The organism is Arthrobacter sp. KUASC02 (assembly GCF_059739395.1).
In genome coordinates this window covers 2,695,326-2,721,415 of the sequence record NZ_AP046053.1, presented here as the reverse complement: position 1 = coordinate 2,721,415, position 26,090 = coordinate 2,695,326, and the positions used below count along the sequence as shown (strand labels likewise).

30 protein-coding genes are annotated in these 26,090 nt (G+C 64.7%); 22 read left to right on the top strand and 8 right to left on the bottom strand.

Annotated elements, in window-relative coordinates; translation table 11 throughout:
• Positions 1-3 precede the first annotated feature (3 nt).
• From AC6JAC_RS12625 to AC6JAC_RS12560, 14 genes are all read left to right on the top strand, one after another.
• Positions 4-930, top strand: coding sequence for an ATP-binding cassette domain-containing protein (locus AC6JAC_RS12625; protein WP_454698498.1), 927 nt, complete (start codon positions 4-6; stop codon positions 928-930).
• 31 nt (positions 931-961) lie between these two features.
• Positions 962-2,392 carry an aldehyde dehydrogenase family protein gene (locus tag AC6JAC_RS12620; RefSeq protein ID WP_028272704.1) on the top strand — a complete coding sequence of 477 codons (1,431 nt, stop codon included), beginning with the start codon at positions 962-964 and terminating at the stop codon, positions 2,390-2,392.
• A 24-nt stretch (positions 2,393-2,416) separates the two neighbouring features.
• Positions 2,417-4,366 (top strand): 3D-(3,5/4)-trihydroxycyclohexane-1,2-dione acylhydrolase (decyclizing), encoded by a 1,950-nt coding sequence (gene iolD / locus AC6JAC_RS12615; RefSeq protein WP_028272705.1) that lies wholly within the window; start codon positions 2,417-2,419, stop codon positions 4,364-4,366.
• Positions 4,363-5,136 carry an HpcH/HpaI aldolase family protein gene (locus AC6JAC_RS12610; protein WP_028272706.1) on the top strand — a complete coding sequence of 258 codons (774 nt, stop codon included), beginning with the start codon at positions 4,363-4,365 and terminating at the stop codon, positions 5,134-5,136. The genes iolD and AC6JAC_RS12610 overlap by 4 nt, the downstream gene beginning before the upstream one ends.
• A 26-nt stretch (positions 5,137-5,162) precedes the next feature.
• The gene (locus AC6JAC_RS12605) at positions 5,163-6,374 is read left to right on the top strand and encodes a Gfo/Idh/MocA family protein (protein ID WP_028272707.1); all 1,212 of its coding nucleotides are present in this window, start codon (positions 5,163-5,165) and stop codon (positions 6,372-6,374) included.
• Positions 6,375-6,415: 41 nt separating this feature from the next.
• Positions 6,416-7,402: a LacI family DNA-binding transcriptional regulator gene (locus AC6JAC_RS12600; RefSeq protein ID WP_347899746.1), complete on the top strand. Its 987-nt coding sequence runs from the start codon at positions 6,416-6,418 to the stop codon at positions 7,400-7,402.
• An 80-nt stretch (positions 7,403-7,482) separates the two neighbouring features.
• Positions 7,483-8,415 carry a hydroxyacid dehydrogenase gene (locus AC6JAC_RS12595; RefSeq protein WP_028272708.1) on the top strand — a complete coding sequence of 311 codons (933 nt, stop codon included), beginning with the start codon at positions 7,483-7,485 and terminating at the stop codon, positions 8,413-8,415.
• A gap of 86 nt (positions 8,416-8,501) precedes the next feature.
• Positions 8,502-9,515 (top strand): inositol 2-dehydrogenase, encoded by a 1,014-nt coding sequence (gene iolG / locus AC6JAC_RS12590; protein ID WP_497964914.1) that lies wholly within the window; start codon positions 8,502-8,504, stop codon positions 9,513-9,515.
• Positions 9,516-9,518: 3 nt separating this feature from the next.
• Positions 9,519-10,304 (top strand): SDR family oxidoreductase, encoded by a 786-nt coding sequence (locus AC6JAC_RS12585; RefSeq protein WP_454698501.1) that lies wholly within the window; start codon positions 9,519-9,521, stop codon positions 10,302-10,304.
• Positions 10,301-11,188, top strand: coding sequence for a sugar phosphate isomerase/epimerase family protein (locus tag AC6JAC_RS12580; protein WP_497964912.1), 888 nt, complete (start codon positions 10,301-10,303; stop codon positions 11,186-11,188). The genes AC6JAC_RS12585 and AC6JAC_RS12580 overlap by 4 nt, the downstream gene beginning before the upstream one ends.
• On the top strand, positions 11,185-12,210 hold the full coding sequence (locus AC6JAC_RS12575) for a Gfo/Idh/MocA family protein (protein ID WP_028272712.1): 1,026 nt from the start codon (positions 11,185-11,187) through the stop codon (positions 12,208-12,210). The genes AC6JAC_RS12580 and AC6JAC_RS12575 overlap by 4 nt, the downstream gene beginning before the upstream one ends.
• 2 nt (positions 12,211-12,212) lie before the next feature.
• On the top strand, positions 12,213-13,706 hold the full coding sequence (locus tag AC6JAC_RS12570) for a CoA-acylating methylmalonate-semialdehyde dehydrogenase (RefSeq protein ID WP_497964910.1): 1,494 nt from the start codon (positions 12,213-12,215) through the stop codon (positions 13,704-13,706).
• 138 nt (positions 13,707-13,844) lie between these two features.
• Positions 13,845-14,147, top strand: a complete 303-nt coding sequence (locus tag AC6JAC_RS12565; protein WP_497964908.1) for a hypothetical protein — start codon at positions 13,845-13,847, stop codon at positions 14,145-14,147.
• A gap of 107 nt (positions 14,148-14,254) precedes the next feature.
• A complete protein-coding gene (locus tag AC6JAC_RS12560; RefSeq protein WP_497964906.1) occupies positions 14,255-15,013 on the top strand; it encodes a MerR family transcriptional regulator in 759 nt (252 codons plus the stop codon).
• Positions 15,014-15,040: 27 nt separating this feature from the next.
• Here AC6JAC_RS12560 and AC6JAC_RS12555 read toward each other — a convergent pair whose 3' ends face one another.
• Positions 15,041-15,685 (bottom strand): DNA alkylation repair protein, encoded by a 645-nt coding sequence (locus AC6JAC_RS12555; RefSeq protein WP_051629096.1) that lies wholly within the window; start codon positions 15,683-15,685, stop codon positions 15,041-15,043.
• A 166-nt stretch (positions 15,686-15,851) separates the two neighbouring features.
• On the opposite strand from AC6JAC_RS12555, the gene AC6JAC_RS12550 reads away from it, so the two are divergent.
• A complete protein-coding gene (locus tag AC6JAC_RS12550; protein WP_497964904.1) occupies positions 15,852-16,199 on the top strand; it encodes a nucleoside triphosphate pyrophosphohydrolase family protein in 348 nt (115 codons plus the stop codon).
• A 41-nt stretch (positions 16,200-16,240) separates the two neighbouring features.
• Here the strand turns inward: AC6JAC_RS12550 and AC6JAC_RS12545 are convergent, their stop codons facing one another.
• Both AC6JAC_RS12545 and AC6JAC_RS12540 read right to left on the bottom strand, forming a co-directional pair.
• A complete protein-coding gene (locus AC6JAC_RS12545) occupies positions 16,241-16,861 on the bottom strand; it encodes a DUF998 domain-containing protein (RefSeq protein ID WP_454698504.1) in 621 nt (206 codons plus the stop codon).
• A 121-nt stretch (positions 16,862-16,982) separates the two neighbouring features.
• On the bottom strand, positions 16,983-17,729 hold the full coding sequence (locus tag AC6JAC_RS12540; protein WP_497964902.1) for an aquaporin: 747 nt from the start codon (positions 17,727-17,729) through the stop codon (positions 16,983-16,985).
• Positions 17,730-17,775: 46 nt separating this feature from the next.
• Between AC6JAC_RS12540 and AC6JAC_RS12535 the strand changes: the two genes are divergently transcribed.
• From AC6JAC_RS12535 to AC6JAC_RS12525, 3 genes are all read left to right on the top strand, one after another.
• On the top strand, positions 17,776-18,450 hold the full coding sequence (locus AC6JAC_RS12535) for an arsenate reductase/protein-tyrosine-phosphatase family protein (protein WP_497964900.1): 675 nt from the start codon (positions 17,776-17,778) through the stop codon (positions 18,448-18,450).
• A 56-nt stretch (positions 18,451-18,506) separates the two neighbouring features.
• Positions 18,507-18,920, top strand: coding sequence for an arsenate reductase ArsC (locus AC6JAC_RS12530; RefSeq protein WP_028272719.1), 414 nt, complete (start codon positions 18,507-18,509; stop codon positions 18,918-18,920).
• Between the two features lie 126 nt (positions 18,921-19,046).
• On the top strand, positions 19,047-20,540 hold the full coding sequence (locus tag AC6JAC_RS12525) for a CYTH and CHAD domain-containing protein (RefSeq protein WP_497964898.1): 1,494 nt from the start codon (positions 19,047-19,049) through the stop codon (positions 20,538-20,540).
• Here the strand turns inward: AC6JAC_RS12525 and AC6JAC_RS12520 are convergent.
• Together AC6JAC_RS12520 and AC6JAC_RS12515 are read right to left on the bottom strand one after the other, a co-directional pair.
• Complete coding sequence (locus AC6JAC_RS12520) at positions 20,534-20,764, bottom strand: three-helix bundle dimerization domain-containing protein (protein ID WP_051629093.1); 231 nt, start codon at positions 20,762-20,764, stop codon at positions 20,534-20,536. The genes AC6JAC_RS12525 and AC6JAC_RS12520 overlap by 7 nt on opposite strands.
• Positions 20,765-20,894: 130 nt before the next feature.
• Positions 20,895-21,161 carry a hypothetical protein gene (locus tag AC6JAC_RS12515; RefSeq protein WP_497964896.1) on the bottom strand — a complete coding sequence of 89 codons (267 nt, stop codon included), beginning with the start codon at positions 21,159-21,161 and terminating at the stop codon, positions 20,895-20,897.
• Positions 21,162-21,467: 306 nt separating this feature from the next.
• On the opposite strand from AC6JAC_RS12515, the gene AC6JAC_RS12510 reads away from it, so the two are divergent.
• Positions 21,468-22,097 carry a GNAT family N-acetyltransferase gene (locus tag AC6JAC_RS12510; protein ID WP_497964894.1) on the top strand — a complete coding sequence of 210 codons (630 nt, stop codon included), beginning with the start codon at positions 21,468-21,470 and terminating at the stop codon, positions 22,095-22,097.
• Between the two features lie 68 nt (positions 22,098-22,165).
• Here the strand turns inward: AC6JAC_RS12510 and AC6JAC_RS12505 are convergent, their stop codons facing one another.
• A complete protein-coding gene (locus AC6JAC_RS12505) occupies positions 22,166-23,149 on the bottom strand; it encodes an AraC family transcriptional regulator (RefSeq protein WP_497964892.1) in 984 nt (327 codons plus the stop codon).
• 597 nt (positions 23,150-23,746) lie between these two features.
• Here AC6JAC_RS12505 and AC6JAC_RS12500 point away from each other — a divergent pair.
• Together AC6JAC_RS12500 and AC6JAC_RS12495 are read left to right on the top strand one after the other, a co-directional pair.
• Entirely contained in the window at positions 23,747-24,208 is a 462-nt protein-coding gene (locus AC6JAC_RS12500) for an anthrone oxygenase family protein (RefSeq protein WP_497964890.1), read from the top strand.
• Positions 24,209-24,299: 91 nt separating this feature from the next.
• Entirely contained in the window at positions 24,300-24,695 is a 396-nt protein-coding gene (locus AC6JAC_RS12495) for a VOC family protein (protein WP_028272724.1), read from the top strand.
• 122 nt (positions 24,696-24,817) lie between these two features.
• On the opposite strand, the gene AC6JAC_RS12490 is transcribed toward AC6JAC_RS12495, so the two are convergent.
• Positions 24,818-25,138: a histone-like nucleoid-structuring protein Lsr2 gene (locus AC6JAC_RS12490; protein ID WP_028272725.1), complete on the bottom strand. Its 321-nt coding sequence runs from the start codon at positions 25,136-25,138 to the stop codon at positions 24,818-24,820.
• A 158-nt stretch (positions 25,139-25,296) separates the two neighbouring features.
• Complete coding sequence (arfB, locus tag AC6JAC_RS12485) at positions 25,297-25,719, bottom strand: alternative ribosome rescue aminoacyl-tRNA hydrolase ArfB (protein WP_497964887.1); 423 nt, start codon at positions 25,717-25,719, stop codon at positions 25,297-25,299.
• Positions 25,720-25,898: 179 nt separating this feature from the next.
• On the opposite strand from arfB, the gene AC6JAC_RS12480 reads away from it, so the two are divergent.
• Entirely contained in the window at positions 25,899-26,054 is a 156-nt protein-coding gene (locus AC6JAC_RS12480) for a hypothetical protein (RefSeq protein WP_347899823.1), read from the top strand.
• The last annotated feature ends 36 nt before the right edge of the window (positions 26,055-26,090 follow it).

Below are 26,090 nucleotides of genomic sequence, written 5' to 3'. Positions count from 1 at the left end.
AACATGAATGCCAAAGAGATCGACCAGCAGACCCTGCTGCAGAACGAAACGGACCCGCTGACCCACACCCCGGTGCACCTGCTCGCCCTGGAAAAGGTCGGGAAGAACTACGGCAACATCGTCGCGCTCAGCGATGTGACCATGGCCGTGGACAACGGCCGCGTCACCTGCGTCCTGGGCGACAACGGCGCCGGCAAGTCCACCCTGATCAAGATCATCGCCGGCCTGCACCAGCACGACCACGGCGTCCTGAAGGTCATGGGGGAGGACCGGAAATTCACCTCCCCGCGTGACGCGCTCGATGTCGGCATCGCCACCGTGTACCAGGACCTCGCCGTCGTCCCGTTGATGCCGATCTGGCGGAACTTCTTCCTCGGCTCCGAACTGACCTCCGGGTTCGGGCCGTTCAAGAGCCTGGATGTGCAGCAGATGAAGGACATCACCAAGCATGAACTGGCCGAGATGGGCATCGACCTCCGGGACGTGGAGCAGCCCATCGGCCAGCTCTCCGGCGGTGAACGCCAGTGCGTCGCGATCGCCCGCGCCGTGTACTTCGGCGCGAAGGTCCTGATCCTGGACGAACCCACCGCGGCCCTGGGCGTGAAGCAGTCCGGCGTGGTGCTGCGCTACATCCTGCAGGCCCGCGACCGCGGCCTGGGCGTCATCTTCATCACCCACAACCCGCACCACGCCTTTCCCGTCGGTGACCGGTTCCTGCTCCTCAAACGCGGCAAGTCCATCGGCTACTACGACAAGAAGGACATCACCCTCGACGAGCTCACCGCGCAGATGGCCGGCGGCGCGGAACTGGCCGAACTCGCCCACGAACTCGAACAACTCGGCGGCCACAGCGACGTCGTGAAGGAAGTCCAGGCCGAAGTAGCCGACGTTGCTGACGCGGCGTACGAAAGCACCTCCAGGCGCCACTGAGCGCAAACGTTCACAACCAGATGGAGCAACCATGCACATGCTAATTGCCGGAACATGGCGCGGTGCTGCCGACGGCAGGACCGAGGAAGTCCGCTCACCTTTTGACGGCCGGGTCATCGATACGGTCCCCGTGGCTACAATCAACGACGCTCAGGCCGCCCTGGACCAAGCAGAGATCGGTGCGCATTTGCAGCGGTCCACTCCCGCACACGAGAGGGTGGACATCCTTCTCCGGGCAGCTGCCCTGGCCGACGAACGCGCCGAGGACATCGCCCAGACCATCAGCGCGGAAACCGGGAAGCCCATCACGGAGGCACGCGGTGAAGCCGGCAGGTCCGGGAACATCATCCGGCTTGCTGCCTACGAAGGGAGCCAGCTGTACGGCTCCACCCTTCCCCTGGATGCCAACGCCGGCACCGGGCTGGAGAAGATCGGCTTTACGCTCCGGCAGCCTGTGGGCATCGTCGTCGCCATCACGCCGTTCAACTACCCTGCCCTGCTGGTGCTGCACAAGATCGCCCCGGCGCTGGCTGCCGGCAATGCCGTGGTGCTCAAGCCGGCCCGCGCAACGCCTCTCACGGCCTTGAAGCTTGCCCAGTGTTTCGTCGACGCCGGTCTCCCGCCCGAAGCGCTGTCCGTCCTCACCGGTCCCGGCAGCACCCTCGGCGACGTCCTGGTCACGGATCCACGGGTACGGAAAGTCTCCTTCACCGGTTCCACCGCCACAGGAACCCGCATCAGCTCGATCGCCGGCGTGAAGAAGCTGTCCTTGGAACTGGGAGCCTCATGCCCCGTCATCATCCTCCCGGACGCGGACATTGAACTTGCCGCCACTGCCGTGGCGGCGGGCGGTTTCATCAACGCCGGCCAGGTCTGCATCTCCGTGCAGCGCGTCATCGTCGACCGCCGCGTCGAAGCTGACTTCCTGGATGCTCTGGTCCCGAAGGTCGAGGCGATCACCGTCGGCAATCCTAAGGAAGACGACACTCGGCTCGGATCGCTGATCTCCGAGGAGGAAGCCTCGCGCGTGCACGCATCGATTGCGGAGGCCCGCCATTCAGGTGCCCGGGTCCTCACCGGCGGTGACCGTGACGGCGCGGTGGTGACTCCCGCCGTCGTTGCCGGAGTCGACCCGGGGTCGAACCTGAGCCGGAACGAACTCTTCGGCCCGGCGGTCGCCGTTACCTCCGCACAGGACATCGAATCCGCCATCGCCTTGGCCAATGACAACGACTACGGTCTCGGCGCCGGGATCTTCACCAGCGATATCGCCGGAACTGTCCGGGCCATGCGGCAGATCGATGCTGGAAACATTCACATCAACTGGACGCCCCTGTGGCGTGCCGACCTCATGCCCTACGGAGGACTCAAGGGCAGCGGCATCGGCAAGGAAGGCGTCCGCTCCGCCGTGCAGGAAATGACCGAAGAGAAAACGGTCATTCTCCACGGACGCCCCTGGTAACCCCACCGACTTCTGGATAAGGCAATGACCACTAACTCGCAGACCATCCGACTGACCACCGCCCAGGCGGTCGTCAAATACCTGTCCGTCCAACACTCCATTACCGATGGTGTCCGCCGCCGCCTCGTGCCCGCAGCCTTGGGAATCTTCGGGCACGGCAACGTGGCCGGCCTGGGCCAGGCCTTTGACGAATTCGCCGATGACATGCCGTTCATCCAGGGCCGCCACGAACAGTACATGGCACACATTTCGACGGCGTACGCGAAGGCGAGCCGGCGGCAAGCCGTTCTGGCCGTGACAGCTTCGATCGGGCCCGGTGCCCTGAACCTGGTCACCGCGGCCGGGCTGGCAACCGTCAACAGGCTTCCACTCCTGCTGCTGCCGGGTGATACTTACGCCACCCGCCACCAGGGTCCGGTCCTGCAGCAGCTCGAGCACCCCACCGAAGCGGACGCCACCGTCAACGACGCCTTCCGCCCGGTCTCCCGTTTCTTTGACCGCATCACCCGTCCGGAGCAGCTCCTGACCGCGCTGCCCCAAGCGATGCGCGTCCTGACCAGCCCCACCGACACGGGCGCCGTCGTCCTTTCCCTGCCCCAGGACGTGCAGTCCCACGCCTACGATTTCCCCGCTGAATTCTTTGCGCCCCGGGACTGGAAGATCCGGCGTCCGCTGCCTGACCCGGCGGAAATCGCGGAAGTGGCCGAACTCATCCGGGTGGCTGAGCGTCCGGTGATCATCGCCGGCGGCGGCATCCATTACTCGGACGCACACGCTGCACTGGAGGCGCTGGCAGGACACATCGGAATTCCGGTCGTGGAGACTTTCGGAGGCAAGGGCGCCGTGACTAAGGACGAATGGTGGCAGGTGGGCGGCGTGGGCCTGGAGGGCAACTTCGCCTCCAACACCCTCGTCAAGCAGGCCGACCTGGTCCTGAGCGTCGGGACCCGGCTCACGGACTTCGCCACCGGTTCGCAGTCGATCTTCGAGAACGCGGACGTCCGCTTCGCATCCTTGAACATTGTGGACGCCGATACCCGCAAGCAAGGCGCCACCGGCATCCTCGCCGACGCCAGGCTCGGCCTGGAATCGCTGACCCAGGCACTGGAGGGCCACAGCACCACGGAAGCCTGGCAGGAAACGGTTCACACCGAAAAGGCTAAGTGGGCACCCATCCGGTCCACATGGCTCGACGCCGACACCCCCTTCCGTCCGGAGGACCACCCGGACGCGCCGGTTACCGGCGCGGTCCTGACCCAGCCGCAGTTGATCGGAATCATGCAGGAGCATGCACGCTCCGGCGACACAGTCATCGCCGCCGCGGGAGGGCCTCCGGGTGACCTGCAGAAGGTATGGGACGCCACGGGCAACCGCAACTGCCACCTGGAATTCGGGTTCTCCTGCATGGGCTACGAAATCGCCGCCGGCATGGGCGTCCGGCTTGCCGAGGGCAACAACGAGAACCGCGTGGTGACCTTCATCGGCGACGGCACCTTCCTGATGGCGCCCACCGAAATCCTCACCGCAGCCCAGGAAGGCCTGAACGTCACGGTCATCGTCTCCGAAAACCATGGATACCAGGTCATCCACCGGCTGCAGATGAACCGCACCGGAAAGGAATTCGGCAACGAATTCCGCTACCGCACCACCGGTGGCAGCGTAGCCGCAGAGGACGCCCCGAAGGCCCGGCTCGACGGGGACTACCTCAAAGTCGACCTCCGCCAGATCGCCGAGGGCCTGGGCGCCCTGGCCATCCGCGCCACAACCGCAGCGGAGGTGCGCGAGGCGCTGAGCTCCACCCGCGACACCCAGGGACCGGTGGTCATTGTGGTGCCAACAGTTCCCCACGTCGACCTGCCCGGCGGCGATGTCTGGTGGGACGTAGCCCCGGCAGAGGTATCCGACCAGGAATGGGTCAACACCCTCCGTGCCGACTACGAGCAGGCACGCGGCCGCCAGCGGTGGTTCGGATGAGCAACGGACCACTGAACGCAGGGCACCTGCGCCGGCGCCTCGCCGAAGGCGAAGTTACCGTCGGAACCTTCGTGGGAATGTCATCGGCCACCGCCGCAGAAGTATGCGCAGCTGCCGGTGCGGACTGGGTGCTGATCGACCTTGAACACGGCTCCGGCGGCGAAGACGCGGTCAGGGACGGCGTTGTTGCGGCCGGAAGCTACGGCGTCCCCACCATCGTGCGGGTTGAATCCGGCGACCGCATCCGGATCGGGCGTGTCCTTGACCAGGGCGCGGCCGGGATTATGGTTCCACGGCTGGCCACCGTCGGCCAGGCCGCGGAATCGGTGCGGCACATGCTGTATCCGCCCCGCGGGGACCGCGGCGTGGCCACCTACAACCGGGCCTGCCGCTGGGGCATGGACCGCCGGACGCTCACCACACCGGACCAGGAAACCCTCGGCATCATCCAGATCGAAACGCTAGAGGCGCTGGACTCCGTCGAAGACATCGCCGTCCAGGAGGGAGTCGACGTCGTCTTCGTCGGACCCCTGGACCTCTCCTACGCACTCGGTGTCCCGCTGCAGCTGGACAGCAACGTCTTCCAGGAAGCCCTGCAGCGCGTCGTCTCCGCGGCTCAACTGCACAACAAGGCGGCGGGGATCCTGGCGGTGGACGGTGTGGGAGCCGCCAAGTACGTCCGCCAGGGCTTCCGGTTCGTCGCCATCGGCTCCGACTCAACCATCATGGCGGCGGCGTTCCGTGACGCCTTCGACACCGCCCGCAACTGACCAACACCTCAACGAAAGGCAACAACGTGACCCTAGAATCTCGCACCATCGGCGTCGGCCTCATCAGCGTCGGATGGATGGGCAAGCTCCACTCGCGCGCCTACCAGGCCGTACCGTACGTCTACCCCGAGCTCGGCCTCAAGACAAAGCTCGTCATCGCCGCCGACACTGAGCCCAGCCGGGTCGAATTCGCCCGCGATGTCCTCGGGTACGCCGAGGGCACCGCCAACTACCACGATGTTCTCAACCACCCCGACGTGGACGTCGTCTCCATCTGCGCGCCCAACTTCCTCCATGCCGAGATCGGCATCGCAGCCGCCCAGGCAGGAAAGCACTTCTGGATCGAAAAGCCGGTCGGACGCGGCTACCAGGAAACAGCCGCCGTACAGGAAGCTGCCGTGGAAGCAGGCGTACTGACCACGATCGGCTACAACTACCGGCACGCCCCCGCGGTGGAACACGCACGGGAACTCATCGCCGCCGGACGCCTCGGGCGGGTGACCAACGTCCGGACGGTGTTCTTCTCCGGATACGCCTCCGAGCCCAACGGTGCCCTGTCCTGGCGCTTCGACCGGAAACTCGCCGGCACCGGCGTGTTGGCCGACCTGTTCAGCCACGCCACCGACCTGTGCCAATATGTAGTCGGACCCATCGCTGAGGTCACTGCGCTCACCAGCACGGTCTACACGCAGCGGCCAAAGCTCGCCATGGGTTCCGCAACGCACTTCGCAGTAATCGAAAACGGTGAAATGGGAGAGGTCGAAAATGAGGACTACGCAGCAGCGCTGGTCCGCTTCGGCCCGTCCGCCCGCGGTGCAGGAGCCGTCGGCACCATCGAGTCGTCCCGCGTCGCCGTCGGCCCCGAATGCGGCTACCAGATCGAAGTCTACGGAACCGAAGGTTCCCTCAAATGGGACTTTGAGCGCATGAACGAGCTCAAGGTGTGCCTGGGGCGCAGCAACCAGGAACAGGGCTACACCACAGTCAACGCCAGCCCGCGCTACGGCGACTACGCCCACTTCCAGCCCGGCCCCGGCAACAGCATGGGCTTTGACGACCTCAAGGTCATCGAAGCGAAAAAGTTCCTTGTGGCCGTCGCGGGTGGGGCCCAGGAAAACTCCAATATCCACGACGCCGCGTCCGCGGCCGCAATCGTCAGCGCGGCCGAAGCATCCTCCATCTCCGGTCAATGGCAGAAGATCGAGGAAATCCACGGCACCACGGCAGCGCGGGTGTAGCGATGGCGACTGCATCCGCTCGGCGGCCAACGATCAAGGACGTGGCCGAACGCGCCGGCGTATCCAAATCCTTGGTCTCACTCGTCCTGCGCGACTCACCACGCGTCAGTGACGAACGCCGCCAACGGGTGCTCAAGGTTGTCGAAGAGATGGGCTTTGAGCTGAACCTCGCAGCCCGGTCGCTGGCAACACGGGACAGCGGAACCATCGGCGTGCTGGTCAGCGACATGCACAACCCCTGGGCTTTCGACGTAGCCGACGCAGCCCGGACCGTGCTGGAAGAAGCCGGACACACCGTCCTCTTCAGTGCGGTCACGGCGGCCGGCAGGGGAGTGGACCAGTCCATCCTCCAGGCGTTTCGGGACCTGCGTGTCGCTGGCCTGCTCGTGGTCGGAACGGTGCCGGACAAGGCACCGTTCAACCGGGCGGTTTCCGGGGGAGCGGTGGTCTTTGCCGGCGGCGGCCCGGACTACATCGACACCGCAGATGTGGTCCGCAGCGACGACGCCCTCGGCATGACTCTGGTGGTCGAGCACCTGATCGCCCAGGGACACGAGAACATCGTGCACCTTGGCGGGCTGGGCGGCTCCGTGGGCCGGGCACGCGTGGACGGTTACTCCGCCGCCATGGAAGAACACGGGCTTGCCCGCCACATCCACGTCGTCGACGCCGACTTCTTCCAGGAGTCCGGATACGTCGCCGCCCAAAGGGCCCTCAGCTCGTCCCGTTCCAGGCACCAGCGCCCCACAGCGCTGGCCTGCATCAACGACCTCGCCGCTTTCGGTGCCATGACGGCTGCCGATGAACGGGGCGTCGAAGTTGCCATCACCGGATACGACAACATCGCGTTGGGTGCCATGCCCCGCCTCGGGTTGACCACCGTCGACCCGGACAGCTCCGGCATCGGCGTCGCCGGCGCGAAAACGCTCCTTCAGCGCATACAGGACCATGACTTTGGCGGCGGCTTCGTCCACCAGCCGATCGTCCCCCACTTGGTCATACGCAAGTCCAGCCTCCTCGGCATCTAAACCACTTCACACCCATTTCGTCACCCCGCGGGCCTCCCATGCCCTGGCGGGCGTGCACCTTCACATCTTCAAGGATGACGATGGCTTCCATAACCACACCCCAAATAGTTGTAGCTCTCGGCAACGTAGAAGCCGGACTGGTCGAACCGTTACTGGCTCCGCACCAACAAATGATCCACAACCCCACGGAGGAGGACCTGGCGCGTGCAGATGCCGCCATCGTCCGTGCCGCCTACCACGTGGACCGCGCGCTCCTGGACCGCATGCCCGCCCTGAAGGTCATCGCCCGGACCGGGGTCGGCACCGACCTCGTCGATGTCGCGGAGGCAACCCGCCGCGGCATCCCCGTAGTCATCACGCCCGGAAGCAACACAGCGTCCGTCGCGGAAGGTGTCTTCTCCCACCTCCTGGCCCTTGTAAAGAAGCTGTCGGCGCTAACGTCGCTTGTCCGAAGCGGCCGCTGGGAGGAAAGGTCCACCGTGGCCGTCGGCGATTTGGAGGGCTTCACCCTGGGCATCATCGGATACGGCCGCATCGGGCGGCGCGTCGCCCGAATCGCCGAGGCCTTTGACCTCAACGTCCTCGCCTTTGATCCGTTCGCCGACGTCCCGGCCGGAATCCGCTGCGAATCGGTGGAGGAATTGCTGGGCCGGAGCGATTTCGTCACCCTGCACGTGCCGTTGACCCCGGAAAACCAGAACATCATCAATGCCGAACGACTCGCTTTGATGCCCGCAGGGGCCATCCTTATCAACTGCAGCAGGGGCGGGCTCGTCGACCTGGACGCAGCTCATGACGCACTTCTCTCAGGGCAGCTGGCCGGCATCGGCTTGGACGTCTACGATCCTGAACCCCCGGCCCACCACCCCGTCTTTGATCACGAGAACGTGGTCCTGACGCCCCATCTCATGGGTTTTACCCGGCAGGGCATGGTTCACACAGTCCGCGACGCTGCCCGGGGCGCCGTGGACGTCCTGGCGGGCAGGCCCCCGGCAGCGGTGGCCCGGCCATGACGGCGCCGCCTCCCTCACCATCAATCAGCCGCAACCAGCCGCAGGCGAATCATCCGCCCGCGGAAAATACGAAAGGACCAGCACGCATGTCCGCTAACCGACCACTCAAGGTTGCACTCTTCGGATCCGGCCGAATCGGCCACGTCCACGCCAGGAACATTGCAGACCACCCTGACCTGGAACTGGCCTGGATCGCCGATCCGTTCATCAAGGGCGCCCAGGACCTGGCCGCCGCCACCGGGGCGCAGGCGGTCGAAACAGCTGATGAGGTTTTCGCGAACCCTGACCTGGATGCCATCATCATCGGGTCACCGACGAGCACCCATGTTGACCTGATCTCCCGGGCCGCGGCCGCCGGCGTGGCGGCCCTCTGCGAAAAGCCCATCGATCTCGACATCAACCGTGTCCGTGAGTGCCGGGACCAGATCCGCGGCACGAGCAGCCCGCTGATGCTCGGCTTCAATCGCCGCTTCGACCCGAATTTCGCGTCTCTCCGCTCACGGGTTGAGGCCGGCGAAATCGGCCGCCTGGAACAGCTGACCATCATCAGCCGGGACCCGGCCCCCGCGCCCAAGGCGTACATCGAGACCTCCGGCGGAATCTTCCGTGACCAGAGCATCCACGACCTGGACATGGCCCGTTTCTTCGTTCCGGACATCATCGAAGTCTCCGCCACCGGTTCCAACCTGTTCTGCGACTACATCGAAGAGACCGGTGACTTCGACTCGGTGGTCATCAACCTGCGGGGACGCGGCGGTGAGCAGATCACGATCATCAATTCCCGCCACAGCGCCTACGGCCATGACCAGCGGCTGGAAGCTTTCGGCAGCGAGGGACTCCTGACGGCCGGCAACATGGCCCCCACCACCGTGCGCAAGTACAGCGCCGCGGGCACCGAAGAGTCCGACGCCTACCTGCCGTTCTTCCTGGAACGCTACGGCCAGGCCTACCGCAATGAGCTTGACAGTTTTGTCCGGGCAATCCGCGGAGGAACCATCTGCAGCCCCGGTTTCGACGACGGCGTGATGGCCCTGGTACTGGCCAACGCCGCAGAGGAGTCCGCCAGGTCCGGCCGCGTGGTCACCATCGGGAAGGAGTAGCGAATGAACAGCCCCCTCCTCGCGGACAAGGTGGTCCTTGTCAGCGGCGGCACCCAGGGCCTCGGGGCCGGCATTGCCCGCCGGGCGGCAGCCGAAGGCGCGGCCGGAGTGGCCGTGACCGGCCGGAACGCCGGTTCCGGTGAACAACTGGCCGCCGAGCTTGAGCAGTCGGGCGTCGCAGCCCGCTTCATCAAGACCGACCTGGCCGACGTCGAGCAGGCACGCCACTCGGTGCTGGAAACCATCAGCACCTTCGGACGCCTCGACTGCGTCGTCAACGCGGCCGGCCTCACCACCCGCGGAACCATGCTCGATACAACCCCGGAACTCTTTGATGCGCACATCGCAATCAACCTGAAGTCGCCGTTCTTCATCATGGCGGAAACGATCAAGCACCTCCGGGAGCGCGGAGCTTCCGGCAGCATCCTGAACATCATCTCCATCGCCGAACTCGGCGGCCAGCCCTACCTGGCGCCCTACGTGGCGGCGAAAGCCGGCCTGGCAGGCGCCACCCGGAACGCCGCCCACGCGCACCGCTGGGACAAGATCAGGATCAACGGCCTGGACATCGGCTGGACAGCCACCGACGGCGAGGAGGAGACCCAGCGGAAATTCCACGGCGCAGGGGACGACTGGCTGGAAAAGGCCAACGCCTCGGTGCCGATGGGCAAGCTCGGACAAGTGGACGAGATCGCCGAATTTGCAGTTTTTCTCCTCTCCAGCAGGAGCGGAGTGGTCACGGGCTCGGTCATTGACTGGGATCAGAACGTACTTGGAGGATCAGATTGAGCATCATCACCAGCCGCCTCGCCGCCGCCCCCATCTCCTGGGGTGTGTGCGAAGTCCCCGGGTGGGGGCACCAACTGGAGGCAGACCGGGTCCTGTCCGAAATGACCGCCCTTGGCATCACCGCGACGGAATTCGGCCCGGCAGGTTTCCTGCCGGAGGAAGCAGCCGCTCGCGCCGAGGTCCTTCGGCGGCACAACCTGCAGGCCATCGGAGGATTCTTCCCGATCATCCTGCACGACGCCGCCAAGGACCCGCTGAAGGCGGTGTCGGCCGAACTGGATGCCTACCAGGCAGCAGGAGCCAGCATCATGGTTTTGGCCGCGGAGACCGGCGTCGCCGGCTATGACCAGCGCCACGAGCTCGACGCCGCTGGCTGGCACCTGTTCGGACGGAACCTTGACACCATCGTCAAGGCCGCCGCCGATCAGGGCATCCAGGCAGTAGTGCACCCCCACGTGGGCACCATGATCGAAACGACGTCGGACGTCAACCGCGTCCTGAACGACACGGGGGCGAACCTGTGCCTTGACACCGGACACCTCCTCATTGGCGGGACGGACCCCGGGCAGCTCGTCCGGGACTATGCCTCACGCATCGGACACACCCACCTCAAAGACGTACGCAAGGCCGTCGCCGAGCGGGTGCAGAAGGGTGAAATCTCCTACACGGACGGCGTCAAGACCGGGATGTACGTCCCGCTTGGGCAGGGAGACGCCCGGATCTCCGACATCGTCCTGCACCTCCTCGAGGCTGGGTATGGGGGGTGGTTCACGATGGAACAGGACACCATCCTGGAGGCGGCACCCGAGGGCGAAGGGCCCGTCCGGGATGTCCGGCAGTCCGTGGCGTTCCTCCGGACGTTGGAAGCCGGGCTCACCACATGAGCGCGGTGCGATGGGGCGTTCTCACCACTGCCCGGATAGCCCAGGACCGGTTCCTACCGGCAATGCAGAAGGCCCGAAACGCGACCGTCGCAGCGATCAGCAGCCCGAACGGCCGCGCCGGCGAGGTCGCTGCCCGGTTTGGCATCCCGGCCGTGTACGCATCACACGAAGACCTGCTGTCTGATCCGGCAATCGAGGCCGTCTACCTTCCCTTTCCGAACGGTTTGCACGCTGAATGGATCATTGCAGCAGCCGAGGCGGGCAAGGACATCCTGTGTGAGAAGCCACTGGTTTGCAGCCTTGAAGATTACGCCCGCGTCGTCGAGGCCTGCAGCCACAACGAGGTGAACCTGATGGAAGCGTTCATGTACCGTTTCCATCCGCAGCACCAGAAAGTCCGGGAGTTTATCGATGCGGGCCGAATCGGTGACGTTGTCTCGATGCACGCGCGTTTCCACTTTGTGATGAACCGCGCCCCGGGAGAGGTGCGCCTTCAGGCGGGTCTTGAAGGCGGTGCCGTCAATGATGTGGGCTGCTATGCCATCGACATCATGAACATGGTCATGGGGCGGGCGCCGGTGAGCGTTTACGCCAAAGGAACCAGCCCGGCGGATCCTGTTGAGACCACCGTCGCCGCGATCCTGGACTACGACGGCGTCATTGGAACCTTGGACTGCGGCTTCGAAGGACCCCGCACCAACACGTTCCAGGTCATCGGCACCAAGGGGCAGATCACGCTCGACCAGGCGTTCGACCCGATGCCCGGAGACCCTGCACGGGTGACGGTTTCGCTTCGGGACGGCAGCAGCGAGGTCTTCGATATCAACGAAGACCAGTTCAAAGTCGAAATCGAACGGTTCAGCACGTGGGCGCGCAGCTCCGGGCACGAGGTCATTCACCGGGAACTGACCGAACAAAATCTGGCCGTCCGGCTCGCCATCCATGAATCCCTTGCCGCAGGACTCCCACGGAACGTCGAACCGGTACATGCCGTGGAACACCACTTACTTCAGGAGCAATAGCAATGACCGTCATCAACCACTTCATCAGCGGATCCGAAGCCGCCGGAACCGGTACGGACACCAAACCCGTCTACAACCCCGCCACCGGCGCCGTCACCGCAGAACTGCGGCTGGCCAGCCGGGCGGATCTTGACGGCACCGTCGCGGCGGCAAAAGCCGCCGCCGTCAGCTGGGGCGACATTTCCCTGGCCAAGCGCACCGCGGTGCTGTTCAAGTTCCGCGAACTCGTCGCCGCCCACGTGGAGGAGCTTGCCCAGCTCATCACGGCCGAGCACGGCAAGGTCCTTTCCGATGCCAAGGGCGAGATCGGCCGCGGCCTGGAGGTCATCGAATTCGCGTGCGGTATCCCGCAGCTGCTTAAGGGAGAGTACTCGGACCAGGTCTCCACCGGCATTGATGTGTTCTCCTTCCGTGAGCCCATTGGCGTCGTCGCCGGCATCACCCCGTTCAACTTCCCGGTCATGGTGCCGCTGTGGATGGCTCCGATGGCCATCGCCACCGGCAACGCCTTCATCCTCAAGCCCTCCCACCGGGTCCCTTCTGCGGCCATGCTGTTGGCCGAGCTCTTCAAGCAGGCGGGACTGCCCGACGGCGTATTCCAGGTCCTGCACGGTGACCGCGAAGTGGTCTCAGGCCTCCTGACGCACCCGGACGTAGATGGCATCTCCTTTGTGGGTTCCACCCCGGTTGCCAAGCACATCAATGAGGTAGCAACCGCGCACGGTAAGCGGGTCCAGGCTTTGGGCGGCGCGAAGAACCACGCGATCGTCCTTCCCGACGCCGATCTCGACAACGCCGCGGACCACCTGGCTGCCGCGGCGTTCGGTTCCGCCGGTCAACGCTGCATGGCCATTTCCGTTGCCGTTGCCGTCGGCGATGCCGCCGATTTGCTGGTGAAGAAGGTCGAAGAACGCGCCGTGGCTGTGAGGGTCAGGAACGGCACGGAACCGGACGCCGATATGGGACCGGTCATCAGCTCAGAGTCCAAAAACTTCATCATCAAGACCATCACCGAAGCGGAGGCCGCCGGTGCCGCCATGGTGGTGGACGGCCGCGACCTGGTGGTCCGCGGCCACGAGGAAGGCTTCTGGGTCGGGCCCACCGTGATCGACCACGTCAAGACCGAAATGACCGCCTACACCGAGGAAATCTTCGGCCCCGTCCTCGTCGTGGTCCGGGTGGAGGACCTCGAGGAGGGCATCAGGCTCATCAATGCCAACCCCTACGGCAACGGCACGGCCATCTTCACCTCCTCCGGCGCAGCGGCCCGGAAGTTCCAGCGTTCGGTTGATGTCGGCATGATCGGCATCAACGTGCCGCTGCCTGTGCCGGTGGCCTACTACTCCTTCGGGGGCTGGAAGGCCTCGCTCTTCGGTGACAAACACATCTACGGCCCGGAAGGCGTGTCCTTTTACACGCGGGGCAAGGTCGTCACCTCCCGCTGGCCCGAAGCGAGCCACGCCTCCGGGGCGTCGTACAACTTCCCCTCCAACTGAACGGATCCCGGCTGCGCTGACATGGCCAGCGCAGCCGGTCCCGTGACGGAAGGGACCCCGGGCATTCCGCCCCTATCTTGTCGCACCTGCCGCACCGACGATTGACGGAGAAGGACATGCGCGAAGGGAGGCACCGCGATGCAGTGGGATCTGGGACTCCAGGGCCTGGGGTTACTTGTGGCACTGTCCCTTGGGTTTGGCCTCATCACCGCGCTGGCCGTCGGCAGGGGAGCGGCACGCCGGCTGTGGTCCATGGCGATCGTAGCCGTCGCTTGCTTCGGCGTCGAGCTGATCACCAGCGAGATGTGGTTTGGCTGGGCCACCCAGGAGGAACTCCAGCCGAACATCGACGGGCTTTCTTTCGACGAGGTGCTCCTGTCCGGAGCAGTTACGACCGTGCTTGTGGTCCTGGCCGCGAGGCTCCTCCCGCGCAGGGCTTGAGCCGCTCCCGGCACGTTCTTTCCCGCGTCTCCCCGCGCTCTTGACCTTGCCGCTGCGTCAACCTTTAGAGTCGGATTATAGGACGGACCCACGGAGGGGAGGCGCGCATGGACTGGTCGATCCAGGAGATCGCCAGGATCGCCGGCACCACAAGCAGGGCGCTGCGGCACTATGACGAGATCGGCCTGCTCAAGCCGAGCCGGATTGCCCATAACGGGTACCGGCACTACGACCAGGAAGCTCTCCTTCACCTTCAGCGGATCCTGTTGCTGCGGGAGTTGGGCCTTGGGCTGCCGGTGATCGCCGACGTGCTTAGCAACGAGTCGGACGCCGCTACGGCCCTGCGTGGGCACCTGAGATGGCTTCGGCACGAACAGGAACGGCTGAGCCGGCAGATTCTGTCCGTCCAGAACACTATCGAGGCAGTAAACGAAGGTAGGGAACTCATGGCAGAGAACATGTTCGACGGCTTTGACCACACTCAGTACAGGGAGGAGGTGGAGGACCGTTGGGGCAAGGATGCCTACGCCAGCAGCAATGCCTGGTGGCAAGGAATGGACGGTGCGGAAAAGGCGGAGTGGAAGCAGCGCTCGCAACAACTCGGAAGCGACTGGATCGCAGCGGCCGGCAAGGGCGTCGCCCCGGACAGCGACGAGGCGCAGGGGCTTGCACGGCGGCAGGTGGAATGGCTCCGGGGTATCCCCGGGACCCCGGCGTCAGCGCCGGGCGGTGACCTGAAAGGCTACGTGCTTGGCCTCGGCGAAATGTACGTTGCCGATCCTCGGTTCAGCGCGAATTATGGCGGCGAGTCCGGGGCCGGGTTCGTGCGGGAGGCCCTTCGCGTGTATGCGGAAGCGAACCTGTAAGCGCACACCAGTTCTCCGAACGCGCTCCTAGTTATCGTGTTGCCGACGTACCATCGCTGTAATCCAGGCGGGCGCGAACGGAGACGTGCAGTTCGGCGGAGTCGGGTAGTCCTTGAGCACTTCCAGTCGTTCACCGATGCCGATGGCACGAGCGCGAAGTTCAGCATGCTCAATCCCGATTTGGGCCAGGCAGTGGTTCATCGCCCACTGCAGGCGATCCGGGGCTTCTTTCATCTCCGCTTCAATGACATCGAGCAGCCCTGCGAGGTCGAGGCCCTCGGGCTTCTTCGCCACGCGTTCGGTGGTCAGCGCCCAGCCGGCGCTCGCGACCACTGGATCCGGATCAGGGGACCAGGCGAGGCGCAGATCCTCGGCGTGAGCGCTCTTCTTCACGACGTAGTTCACAAGCCAGTCGTGAACCTTGGGAGTGCGGGCCGCCCGCAGCATGACGTCCAGCTCGTCACGGTCAAACGCCTTCGGGCGGCAGATCAGGATCGCCAGCAGCCTCGCCGCGGTGTTCTCCGTCCGCCAGAGCTCGCGTGCGAGTTCCTGCTGCGTCTTCAGCCGCTTCGCGAGCCCGCGCAGTTTGCTGAGATTCACGCCGTGATCGTCACCGTGTTTCTCGTTCACCTCGCGGGCCCTCGGGTCCTCGAGCGCGTCCAGCTCCGCCATTACTTCGGCCACCGTCGTCTCTGCCAAGTCAGCCTCCTGTCCGTCGCGTGTGGATTTAGCCTACTTGGAAGCAGCGTCAATTGAGGCTGGTGAATAGTCTCGGAACGGAGTGAGTAATTCGAGCTCCGGTTGCGTTCCACAGGTTACTGACAGGAAGAAGGACGTAATGCCCACCCCCAAACATGCCGAACTCGCTGACGCCCGTGACCGTGCCCTTGAAGTGCGGGCGCTCTATGAAATTCTTGAGCGGCGCCTGAACGGAAAGGTCTGGTCGGACCACGAGCTCATGCTGGGGTTCTCGAACGACGTCGGGTACATCGGCAGGCTCCTTCTCGCTCACGAAGGCACCTGGGGCATTGACGGTGACCCCGCCGCGGAGCTTGAACATAAGCTTTCGGAATCGCTCTGGTGGATCTTCGTTCTTGCTGATCGTCTCGGCATCGACATGACCGGTGCCTTCAACACGACGATGGACACGATCCAGGCCGGCCTTGAAGGCGCCGTGGAGGGCTGAATGCCGGTTGGCCTGGGCGCACAGCTGCCTGTGCAGTACGCCTAGGGCGGCGACCGGCGGGCGGGCGCCGTGGTCCGGTAGTGGCTGCGCAGTCGGTATGCCACCGTGAAGATCCACGCCATCAGCGCAATGAGCAGGACGCGCTGCACCAGGCCTTTCCACTCGAACAGTCCGCTCTCGACCTGCTGGCTGATCTTGAGCACCACAATCCCGACCGTAAGGACGACGCCTGTAGCCAGCGTCCATCCCGACAGTGGGCGCCAGAACGGATCATGGCGAAAGCGCCGGTAGAAAACGAAGCAACTGATCGGCGCGAACGTGAAGACAATGGCGCCGAAGACTCCGTGCACGACCCCTTGGATGCTGGATTGGCCGAACATCGCCGAGGGGTCGGTGGTGAACGGTCCCGACGCTATCAGGCTGACGCCGATGCCCTGTATCAGCGCGGGGCCGGTTCGGGACGCGGCGCCCGTGCTGAAGTGCGCAGAGAGGCCGACGCCGAACGCCAGGATCAAGGCGCCGGTCAGTACGAAATTGAGGATCTGAACCCAGCCATAGGGGCCAAGCGACAGCTCGCTGACGAACATCCGAGTCGGGGAGTATCCAGGGTACAACCACCCGTAGACGGTGAAGACGGACACGAATAGGAATGCACCGATCATTCCGGCTGCGGCGAACCGTCTGATGCGCCGTTCTGCGTCCGCCGTCGGACCGGGAGCCGTCCTGAAGATCACAAGGGAAGCCTAGTACGCCAGGAACCTGGCCGTACTTGGGAGCGGCCCTTTACGAGCCGGCTCGCGCGGATGCGTGCGGCAGGACGACGTCGTCCGCGGTGTTGGCCGCGGAGGGGTAGAAGACAACGAGGAGGCCAAGGCCGATTGCCGCGCCGATAAGCTGCGCCACGATGAAGCCGGGAACGGATGCCGGTGCGATACCGGCGAACGTGTCACTGAAGATGCGCCCGACTGTCACGGCCGGGTTGGCAAACGACGTCGACGACGTGAACCAGTACGCGGCGCCGATGTAGGCGCCCACCGCCGGTGCGGCAAGTGCGCCCCTTTTAGTCGCCGCCAGGGCGAAGATCAGCAGGATCAGCCCGGCGGTCGCCACGACTTCACCCAGCAAGTGCCCCGGGGTAGCCCGCTCCTTGGCGGACAAAGACGTGCCCACCTCAAACATTGCGTTCGCGAGCACACTGCCGCTGACCGCACCCACAGTCTGCGCCACGACATAGGTGCCGAGCTCCGGCAGGGTCAAACCGGTGCCGCCGCGCCGGCCCAGGACCCAGTCGGCGAGGGAGACGGCAGGATTGAAATGCGCACCGCTTACGGGCCCAAACACCAGGATCAGCACGGTCAGGCCCAGCACAGTGGCGGTGCTGTTCTGGAGCAGCTGCAGGCCAACGTCGCCGGGGGAGAGTTGCTGTGCGGCGATCCCGGAGCCGACGACGATCGTCACAAGCAGGCCGGTGCCGAGTAGTTCGGCCACGGCGCGGCGCCAGAGCTGCGGCTGGTTGGAAGTCTTGGTCATATCCAACAGCTTGACCGAAAGATTTAACTCAGTCAAAATTGGATCAATGTGTATTGAGGGAAAAAGCCCGTTTCAGGCGAGGGTAACCAAGTATGCGGCCCTGGCCGATCCCGCGCGCCTGCGCATCGTCGATCTGCTGACCCTGGGGGACTTTGCTCCGATGGAACTACAGGCCGAACTTGGGATTCCCTCGAATCTGCTGTCCCATCATCTGCGCACACTGGAAGTGGCCGGGCTGACCACCCGCCACCGGTCCGAAGCTGACCGGCGACGCAGCTACGTTCGGCTTGCGGCCGGCGCCCTGGAGGGCCTGGTGCCAGCGGCTGAACATGGAGCACGCCGGGTTCTTTTCGTCTGCACACGCAACAGCGCCCGGTCACAGCTGGCCGCCGCGCTCTGGCAGCATGTCAGCGAAATCCCCTCGGCATCGGCAGGAACACACCCTGCGGACCGCATAGCCGAAGGCGCCATCGAGGTCGCCCGTCGTCATGGCTTGGATCTCGCAGACCACACCCCGCGCAGCCTGGACCTGGTGGCGGGGGAGGGAGATTTCGTCGTCACGGTCTGCGACAACGCCCATGAGGAACTGACCGGCCTTCACGGTGTCCACTGGTCAGTGAGGGATCCGCTTCGCCTGGGCACCGACGAGGCGTTCGAAAATGCCTTCGCGGACTTAGCCCGCCGCGTCAACGATCTGGCACCTCGCGTGCGTGCCGCCTGATTACTACGAAAAATCATCAATCCATGGCTGAACGAAACTACTTCAGGAGAAACCCCGTGAGCACCGAAACCGCCAAGAAGCCCTCCGTCCTCTTTGTCTGCGTCCACAACGCCGGGCGCTCCCAGATGGCCGCCGCATTCCTCACCACCCTGGCCAAGGGTGATATCGAGGTCCGCTCCGCCGGGTCCCAGCCCGCTGACAAGGTTAACCCTGCCGCCGTCGAAGCAATGGCGGAACTCGGCATCGACATGTCTGCCGAAATCCCCAAGATCCTCACTACCGAGGCCGTGAAGGAATCCGATGTGGTGATCACCATGGGCTGCGGCGACGAATGCCCGTACTTCCCCGGCAAGCGCTATGAAGACTGGGTCCTCGAAGATCCTGCGGGCCAGGGCGTGGACGCCGTCCGCCCTATCCGCGACGAGATTAAGACCCGCATCGAGGGCCTGATCGCCTCGCTCCTCACATAACCGCCTGCTCCTCCTGTAAAGCAGGGATCGCTTCCCCGGATTCGGCTCACAAGGGGGCCTTTAGGCACAACGCCAGGGCACAATCCCGGCCTACGATGAAGCATGCCCGCGACAGGGAAATTGGAAGTGGAACGAAAGTTCGACGTCGGAGCCTCCGTTGCGCTGCCGGCATTGACGACGATCGCCGGAGTGGACCGCGTAGGAACGCCATCGGATCAGAATCTCGACGCAGTGTATTTCGACACCGCGACGCTAGCGCTTGCGGCCCGCGGGATTACCTTGCGCCGTCGTACGGGCGGGAATGATGCCGGATGGCATCTGAAGCTGCCGGTGGCCGCGGGCGAACGGCGCGAAATCAACGAGCCGCTGAACAAGGACCCGGACTGCGTACCGGCACGGTTGAAGGACCTGGTGCTGGCCCATACCCGAAACCAGGAACTGGTTGCGGTGGCACACCTGACAACCCGACGTACGGCTATTCCCCTGATTGCAGCCGACGGAACCGTCCTGGCCGAATTCAGCGATGACCGGGTGGAATCCCGGATGCTCCTGGAACCGGTTGACAAGGCCGCCTGGCGGGAATGGGAGATCGAACTGATCGACGGGCACCGGAAACTACTGGACGCCGCAGATGTGGTGCTCGCCCGCGCCGGCCACCTGCCTGCGGAGCTGCCCTCGAAGCTGGCACGGGCGCTTGGTGCCCGATATCCGGCTGGCACCGGCCCGGCGCCCGAGCCTCCGCGCACTGGCGACGCGTCAGCGGTGTTGCTTTGGTACATGAATGCACAGGTCGAGGCCCTGAAGACGCACGACCCCGGGGTGCGGGAGGGGGCGCCGGACGCCGTACACCAGCTCCGTGTGGCAGCACGCCGGATGCGGTCCGTGCTCGCAAGCTTCCGCAAGCTGACGGATAAGGGGACCACGCAGTTTCTGCGTGGAGAACTCAAATGGCTGGCCGGGGCGGTGGGCGCGGCACGGGATCTGGAGGTCATGCGGACCCATTTGAACGACCTGATCAGCGCCGAACGGCCGGATCTGATCAGTGGCCCGGTGAAGCAACACATCGACGACCAGCTTGGGGCCGCCCATGAGGCTGCCCTCGCCGAAGGCCTCGCCGCCATGACGGGCGACCGGTACTTTCGGCTTCTTGATGCCCTGGATGACTTCCTCGCCTATCCGCCGCTGGGCGGACCTGCCGACAAGAAGGCCCCGGGGACGATAGCCCGGCTGGTCAATGCAGATAGGAAGCGTCTACGGCGTGCTGTGAAAGGCCTCAAAGAAATACCGGATGACGCGTCACCCGACGCTGCGCTGCATGAGGTCCGGAAGAGCGCGAAACGCCTCCGCTACGCAGCCGAAGCAGCCCTGCCAATTTTCAGAAAACGGTCTTCCAGGCTCGCCCGTACCGCTGAAGAAATCCAGACAATTCTGGGTGACCATCAGGACAGTGTCGTCATCCGGGAGAAGTTGCAGTCACTGGCCGCCGAGTCCGGGGAGGGCGGCAACGCAAACGCATTCACATATGGCCGTCTCCACGCGCTGGAACAACTACGCGGCGCCGAAGCCCGCAAACGGTTCTTCCGGGTATGGCGTAAATCCCCGCCCAAGCCGCTTCACTGAAACGGACCCGGTTGAGACGGCTCGGGGGCGAATTCTCGATGAAGCCGCGCCCTGGCCTCATGCTCGATGAGGGTAGGGATGAAGCTCCTGATTCGCCCGCCCGCCAGCGACTCGTACTCTTCGTCGACGATACGCGCGATGTGCGTCCGCTCCGCTTCCGGAAAGCGCGCTGACAGACGGTCCACGACCGAACGGACTATGGCTTCTTTTTCCGCTTCGCTCACTCCGCCAGTGTCGCCCCGGGGCGGAACGGGCGTCAACCAATCCCGCAGAGATGACGGGGCACGCCGGCGAGTTCCGGTTGCCCGGTGGATCATTTGCGGCGCGGTGCCGGGGCGGCGCTCAAAAAGGCAGTCAGGCGTCTGCCCCGGCGGCGCCTTCCAGCGTGGAGGGGGCAAAGATGGCTGCGGCGACGTCGTCGCGGAGGTAGTACTGGCGTCGTTCCAGCGGTTCGAGGCTGCCGCGGACTATGTAGTAGCCGCGACCTTCACCGGGTCCGCCGGCGGCACGGTCAATGGCATCCAGCATGTCCGGCTCCAGCAACTGGCCCGGGCCACGCTCCTGGAGTTCCGCCAGGTCGTCAGGCCGGAGGGAGCTGATGAGCCCCTGAATATCTGTCATTGTCCGCATCCCAGCCGGCACCGCTGGACCATAGTGTGGTTCCCCCGCGGGCGTGTCCGGGGGTGCCTTGACCGGTTGCGTCCATCCCGATTGTAGGACCCCGCGATCGGCCCTGCCAGACCTTGTTTTCGTGGAACAGACGAGCTATGCGTTCCGCCCGGCCGGCAATGTGGGCCTCTGTTATGCGGGGGTGAGCGGCCGCAAAGCGGGTCCCCGGACTTGCTCACCGAAAGATCGCCCTGCGTTCATTCGGCGTTCGTCCTCGTCCCGGATGCTGTCCGGACGATCCCTCATGGAAAGGTCACAATGACGCTTCGCCTGCCCCGCGCCCTGCCGACTTTACGCACCGTCACAGGCCGCTTTGTGCTGTCACCGTTCGGCGCCGGCGACATCCAGGCGCTGGCCCATATCCTCGCTAATGACGATATCTGGGCCACGGGGTTCGGCGATGGGCACCGCCGTCCACTAACGCACGACGAGACGGTCCGCTTCATCAGCCGGCGCCATGAAGGGCTCCGGATCTTTGCGGTGCACTACACTGGCCTGCCCGGCGGTCCGCTCCTCATCGGCACCACCGGCGTTACGGAAACCCATGCCCCGACGGAGCGCGTAAAGATCGGCAGGACCATCATCAGCCCGGCGTTCTGGGGCATGAAAGCCAACCTTGAGGTCAAGCTGGCGCTGCTCGACTGGTTGTTTTCCCACGGCGCAGGGCGCGTCGAATGCGATGTGGATCCTCGAAACCACAGGTCCATTTCGTCCCTCCGACGGTTCGGGTTCACTGTCGAAGGCACCCGCAGGCGTTCCTCGCAGCGGATTGACGGATCCTGGCGGGACATCGTCGTGCTGTCGTTGCTTACGGAGGAGTGGTCCGCGACCAGGGCCAGGGCGGTCCGTGCCCTGGCAGAATTGCACGTTGCGCCGCTGACGCTCTGATCATCCGGGGCGTCTGCGGACTGAACTGCCGCCAGATGCACAGCGCCCGTAGAAACACCGCGAAAAGCCTAGGTCTTAGCTTCGTTTGTCGGCGTGCCGCTCGCCTGCATTTTGGGCGCGTGGGGTGATCGCCGGTAGCCCGTCGGACTGGTGCCGTAGACCCTGGAGAAGGCGGCGCTGAAGGTGAAGGCGTTGCTATAGCCCACCTCTTCTGCGATGACGGCGGTGGTGGCAGTGCTGGAGGCCAGCCTGTCGGCGGCAAGGGCCAGACGCCATTGAGTGAGGTACGCCATCGGCGGCTGCCCGACTGCGGTGTGGAAGCGGGCGGCCATGGTGGCGCGGGAAACGTGTGCCCGCCGGGCGAGCTCGGCAACGGTCCAAGGTGCCGACGGTAGCTCGTGGAGGAGAGCCAGCGCGCGGGCAACAACTGGGTCGCGGGTGCCCGCTGCCCAGCCTGGGGCCATGCCGTCGGCGCGATCTGCAGCGACGCGCACCAGGTGCAGCAGTAAGAGGTCAAGGACCCGGTCCAAGGCGGCCGCCTGCCCTAACCCGAAGTGGGTGAGTTCGCGTTCGAGTACCTTGCGGAGTGCCGGATCGGTGTCGTGTTCATCGAAGACAGCAAAGACGGGCAGGCCTGAGGCGACCAGTTGCCCGGCCGCTGCCGACGACTGGTACGTGCCGATCAACAGGACGGTTTGCCCGCTGGGGCTGTTACCCCAGGTTCGTAGCCCGTGCGACATCGTGAGCTCCAGATGCTCTCCTGCGGGCGTCCGGCAGGATTGTCCGGCGTCAATCACCACCGTCGGCGCCCGGCCGGGCTTGTCGGTGACGCTGTAAGGGGCCGGGCCGCGGACAGTGGCCGCCTGCCCGGGGCGAAGGGGGCAGGGTTCGCCTCCTTCGACGGCGATCCATGCCTGTCCGCTGATCGCGACGATCACGGTCAACGCGGCCCTGTCTTGAACGTCGATGCAAAAGGGCGGATCCATAACAACGCGGAGGGCGAACGCGGCCTGCGCCCGCGGCCCGGTGAGGAACTGTGACATGGGATCCATACCTGACACAATAGACGATTGCTTATGCTTTATGGATCATGGAGCATTCATCGTCCAGGCAGGGCCGGGCAGGCTGACTGGTATGACTCAACAAAGCCTCGCTCCCATTCTTGTCACCGGCGGAACCGGCCGTACCGGCGGCCGGCAGGCCCGCCGTCTCCTTGACCGCCGTATACCGGGGATAGACGGTTCCCGCCGCGAGGGGGCTCCCTTTTATTGGCACGATTCCGGCACCTGGCCTCGGGCACTCGACGGCGCTAGTGCCGCCTACCTCTGCTACAGCCCGGATCTTGCTCTTCCGGGGGCGTCCTTGGTGATCGCCCGTTTCGTTGAAAGCGCCGCCGAAGCGGGCGTCCAGCGGTTGGTGCTGCTGTCCGGACGCGGCGAAGACGGGGCAAGGGCGGCAGAGCGTTCCGTGCAGGGTCCCCGTCTGCTCACCCTCAACGATGTTGCCGCCGAATTGTCGGCAGCGACAGGGAGGCGGATCGAATTCTTGCCTTGCAGTGGAGGCGAATTTGGGACAGATCTGGCCAATGACGGTGTTCCCGGGACCGCCGGCACCGGCATGTGGGCCGCGCCCGCGAAAGCGGTTCTCCGGTGAACGGCTGGCTGTCCTTGGTCGCCGGGACCGGCTCCGTAGTTGCGGGCGGGTTCTACCTCGCCTTCTCCACCGTGGTGATGCCCGCCCTTCGAAGGCGCCCGGCGAAGGAATCCATCGCGACGATGGTCTTCATCAACCACATGGCTGTGCGGCCACCGTTCATGATCGTGTTCTTCGGCACTGCGGCGGCCTGCGCGGCGGTCGCCGTTGTCGCCGCCGCGGACCCGCTGACGAGGTCACCCATCCAAGTCGCCGGTGCAGCGGCCTATCTGGCAGGGTGGGCGTCCACCATGGTGGTGAACGTGCCATTGAACAACCAGCTGGCCAATGCCGTAGGCGATCAGCCAGGCCAGCAGTGGACCACCTACGAGCAATCCTGGACTCCGGCCAACCACCTTCGCGCCGCCCTCTCCTTCGCTGGCGCGGCCGGGCTGCTTGCCTCCGTGCCACATCCCTGAACGATCGGCGCCATGGCCAAGAACGCTCGCCCAGCGACCGACGGTCGCCCGTGGCGGGCGCTGGGTTCCGGGCGGCGGTAGTCTAGGGCGCATGGAGATGCGCCTTGAAGTTGTTCAGGTCCCGGTAGCCGATGTCGACAGGTCGAAAACGTTCTATACGGAGAAGCTTGGTTTTGTCCTCGACCACGACGTTGAGTACATCCCCGGAATGAGGGTGGTCCAGCTGACCCCGCCGGGTTCGGCCGTTTCCATCGTGATAGGTACGGGGATGACCAGCATGACGCCCGGCAGCCTCGAAGGGTTGCAGCTCGTCGTGCCGGAGCTGGGTACTGTGCGCACGGAACTTCTTCGCCGCGGCGCCGATGTCAGTGAAATTCAAGACATGGGCGGCGTGCAGTTTGCCTACTTCGGGGACCCGGACGGAAACCGCTGGGTCATTCAGGGCGCCACGCCCCAGGACGTCAGGGATGCCCACCTGGATGGGTAACTAAACAGAATCAGGACCGGACGCCGATTAGTGGCCTCCGGTCCTGATTGTCCCTATTCATTGTGTTAGGTCTCAGGCCAGCCATAGTGACGTCCGTGTGAACGGCACCGGCCGGGGTCCCTTTAGTGCGCTGCTGCGTAGCGCTCCATCACATCAGCCTGAATACGGCCCCGGGCATTCACGGGGATGCTGTTTTCAATAGCCCACGCGCGGACAGCCTTGGCGTCTTTGAGGCCGGTGCCGGGTCGTCGCGCCGGCCTGGCGCGTCCTGTGGTCTTTCTCGCGACGGCGGTGTACTTATTCAATGCCTCACGCAGTTCGGCGGCGTGGACGTTATTGAGATCAATCTCATATTCGGCAGCATCGATGGAAAAAATGATTGTTTCATTCGCTTCGGAACCGTCGAGATCGTCTTCAAGCGTGGTTATTACTCGTTTTGCCATGCCGGTTAGGTTATCACTCGTCATTGATAATAAATCCGGTATCAATATTGCTTAATTCACGAAATGCCGTGATTGCCTGAAGTAATTCAACGCTGAATAGGCTGCTGTGAATATGCTCCTGCTCCCCGCTGAGGGGGACACCTTCGGGGCAGGGGGCGCTACTCGAGGGTCGGCCGCCGTCGTTGCTGTTTTGTCGCCGAACGCTGTTCTTTTGCGGCAAGGCGCCGACGATTGGAACCGCGTGTGGGTTTGGTCGCCCGGCGGGGAGCAGCTTCGGGGGCAAGGGCGCTTGCCAGGATGTCGGAAAGTTTGGCCAGGGCGATCTCCCGGTTGCGCAACTGGGACCGCTGCTCGGAGGCGGTTACCGTGACTACCCCGGCGATGAGCCGCCGTGCGAGCCGCGTGACCAGTATCATGCGTTGGTCGTCCGAAAGCGCCGCAGAGTTCTTGACGTTCCACGAGAGTTCGACGCGGCTGTCCGAGGTGTTGACGTGTTGGCCGCCCGGGCCGGACGAGCGGGAGAACCGCCAGCGGAGTTCAGGCGCGGGAATTGTGAGCGCGGGCGACACCTCCAGATCCATGCAACAAGCGTTGCACAAGCCGGGCGTGATCGAAGCCTCGACGTCGGGCTGCCTGGTCCGATGCGACTCGCAGGCGATGCCGAACTCGCTTTTGTTGCCCGCCAGGGGCAGGAGACAGACTGGTCTTTCTGGTTATAGGCTTGGGTCAAAGTTCGCTGCAGCCGGGGAGGGAGATTCTCATGACGGTCAACCGTGTGGATGACCAGCCGGTTCTGCGGGAGCCGAAGGAGGGCGACCGCACGTGGGTCAGCCACCGCCCCACAGCGGACGGCCCGGTCAGCGGTCATTGGCTGGTCTACAGTGCGGAGACCGGCATCTGGCACTCCGAAGCCTGAACGTGGCGGGACGCTGCCGGTCCGGCCGATCCTGAC

Excerpts from the sequence above, each read along its gene's own strand:
- AC6JAC_RS12490 (WP_028272725.1), bottom strand. The coding sequence starts at position 25,138 with ATGGCAAAACGAGTAATAACCACGCTTGAAGACGATCTCGACGGTTCC.
- AC6JAC_RS12595 (WP_028272708.1), top strand. The coding sequence starts at position 7,483 with ATGGCTTCCATAACCACACCCCAAATAGTTGTAGCTCTCGGCAACGTA.
- AC6JAC_RS12610 (WP_028272706.1), top strand. The coding sequence starts at position 4,363 with ATGAGCAACGGACCACTGAACGCAGGGCACCTGCGCCGGCGCCTCGCC.
- AC6JAC_RS12570 (WP_497964910.1), top strand. The coding sequence starts at position 12,213 with ATGACCGTCATCAACCACTTCATCAGCGGATCCGAAGCCGCCGGAACC.
- AC6JAC_RS12550 (WP_497964904.1), top strand. The coding sequence starts at position 15,852 with ATGCCCACCCCCAAACATGCCGAACTCGCTGACGCCCGTGACCGTGCC.
- AC6JAC_RS12495 (WP_028272724.1), top strand. The coding sequence starts at position 24,300 with ATGGAGATGCGCCTTGAAGTTGTTCAGGTCCCGGTAGCCGATGTCGAC.
- AC6JAC_RS12545 (WP_454698504.1), bottom strand. The coding sequence starts at position 16,861 with ATGATCGGTGCATTCCTATTCGTGTCCGTCTTCACCGTCTACGGGTGG.
- AC6JAC_RS12625 (WP_454698498.1), top strand. The coding sequence starts at position 4 with ATGAATGCCAAAGAGATCGACCAGCAGACCCTGCTGCAGAACGAAACG.
- iolD (WP_028272705.1), top strand. The coding sequence starts at position 2,417 with ATGACCACTAACTCGCAGACCATCCGACTGACCACCGCCCAGGCGGTC.
- arfB (WP_497964887.1), bottom strand. The coding sequence starts at position 25,719 with ATGGATCTGGAGGTGTCGCCCGCGCTCACAATTCCCGCGCCTGAACTC.
- iolG (WP_497964914.1), top strand. The coding sequence starts at position 8,502 with ATGTCCGCTAACCGACCACTCAAGGTTGCACTCTTCGGATCCGGCCGA.
- AC6JAC_RS12480 (WP_347899823.1), top strand. The coding sequence starts at position 25,899 with ATGACGGTCAACCGTGTGGATGACCAGCCGGTTCTGCGGGAGCCGAAG.
- AC6JAC_RS12575 (WP_028272712.1), top strand. The coding sequence starts at position 11,185 with ATGAGCGCGGTGCGATGGGGCGTTCTCACCACTGCCCGGATAGCCCAG.
- AC6JAC_RS12565 (WP_497964908.1), top strand. The coding sequence starts at position 13,845 with ATGCAGTGGGATCTGGGACTCCAGGGCCTGGGGTTACTTGTGGCACTG.
- AC6JAC_RS12585 (WP_454698501.1), top strand. The coding sequence starts at position 9,519 with ATGAACAGCCCCCTCCTCGCGGACAAGGTGGTCCTTGTCAGCGGCGGC.
- AC6JAC_RS12510 (WP_497964894.1), top strand. The coding sequence starts at position 21,468 with ATGACGCTTCGCCTGCCCCGCGCCCTGCCGACTTTACGCACCGTCACA.
- AC6JAC_RS12515 (WP_497964896.1), bottom strand. The coding sequence starts at position 21,161 with ATGACAGATATTCAGGGGCTCATCAGCTCCCTCCGGCCTGACGACCTG.
- AC6JAC_RS12535 (WP_497964900.1), top strand. The coding sequence starts at position 17,776 with ATGTGTATTGAGGGAAAAAGCCCGTTTCAGGCGAGGGTAACCAAGTAT.
- AC6JAC_RS12620 (WP_028272704.1), top strand. The coding sequence starts at position 962 with ATGCACATGCTAATTGCCGGAACATGGCGCGGTGCTGCCGACGGCAGG.
- AC6JAC_RS12560 (WP_497964906.1), top strand. The coding sequence starts at position 14,255 with ATGGACTGGTCGATCCAGGAGATCGCCAGGATCGCCGGCACCACAAGC.
- AC6JAC_RS12555 (WP_051629096.1), bottom strand. The coding sequence starts at position 15,685 with ATGGCGGAGCTGGACGCGCTCGAGGACCCGAGGGCCCGCGAGGTGAAC.
- AC6JAC_RS12540 (WP_497964902.1), bottom strand. The coding sequence starts at position 17,729 with ATGACCAAGACTTCCAACCAGCCGCAGCTCTGGCGCCGCGCCGTGGCC.
- AC6JAC_RS12505 (WP_497964892.1), bottom strand. The coding sequence starts at position 23,149 with ATGGATCCCATGTCACAGTTCCTCACCGGGCCGCGGGCGCAGGCCGCG.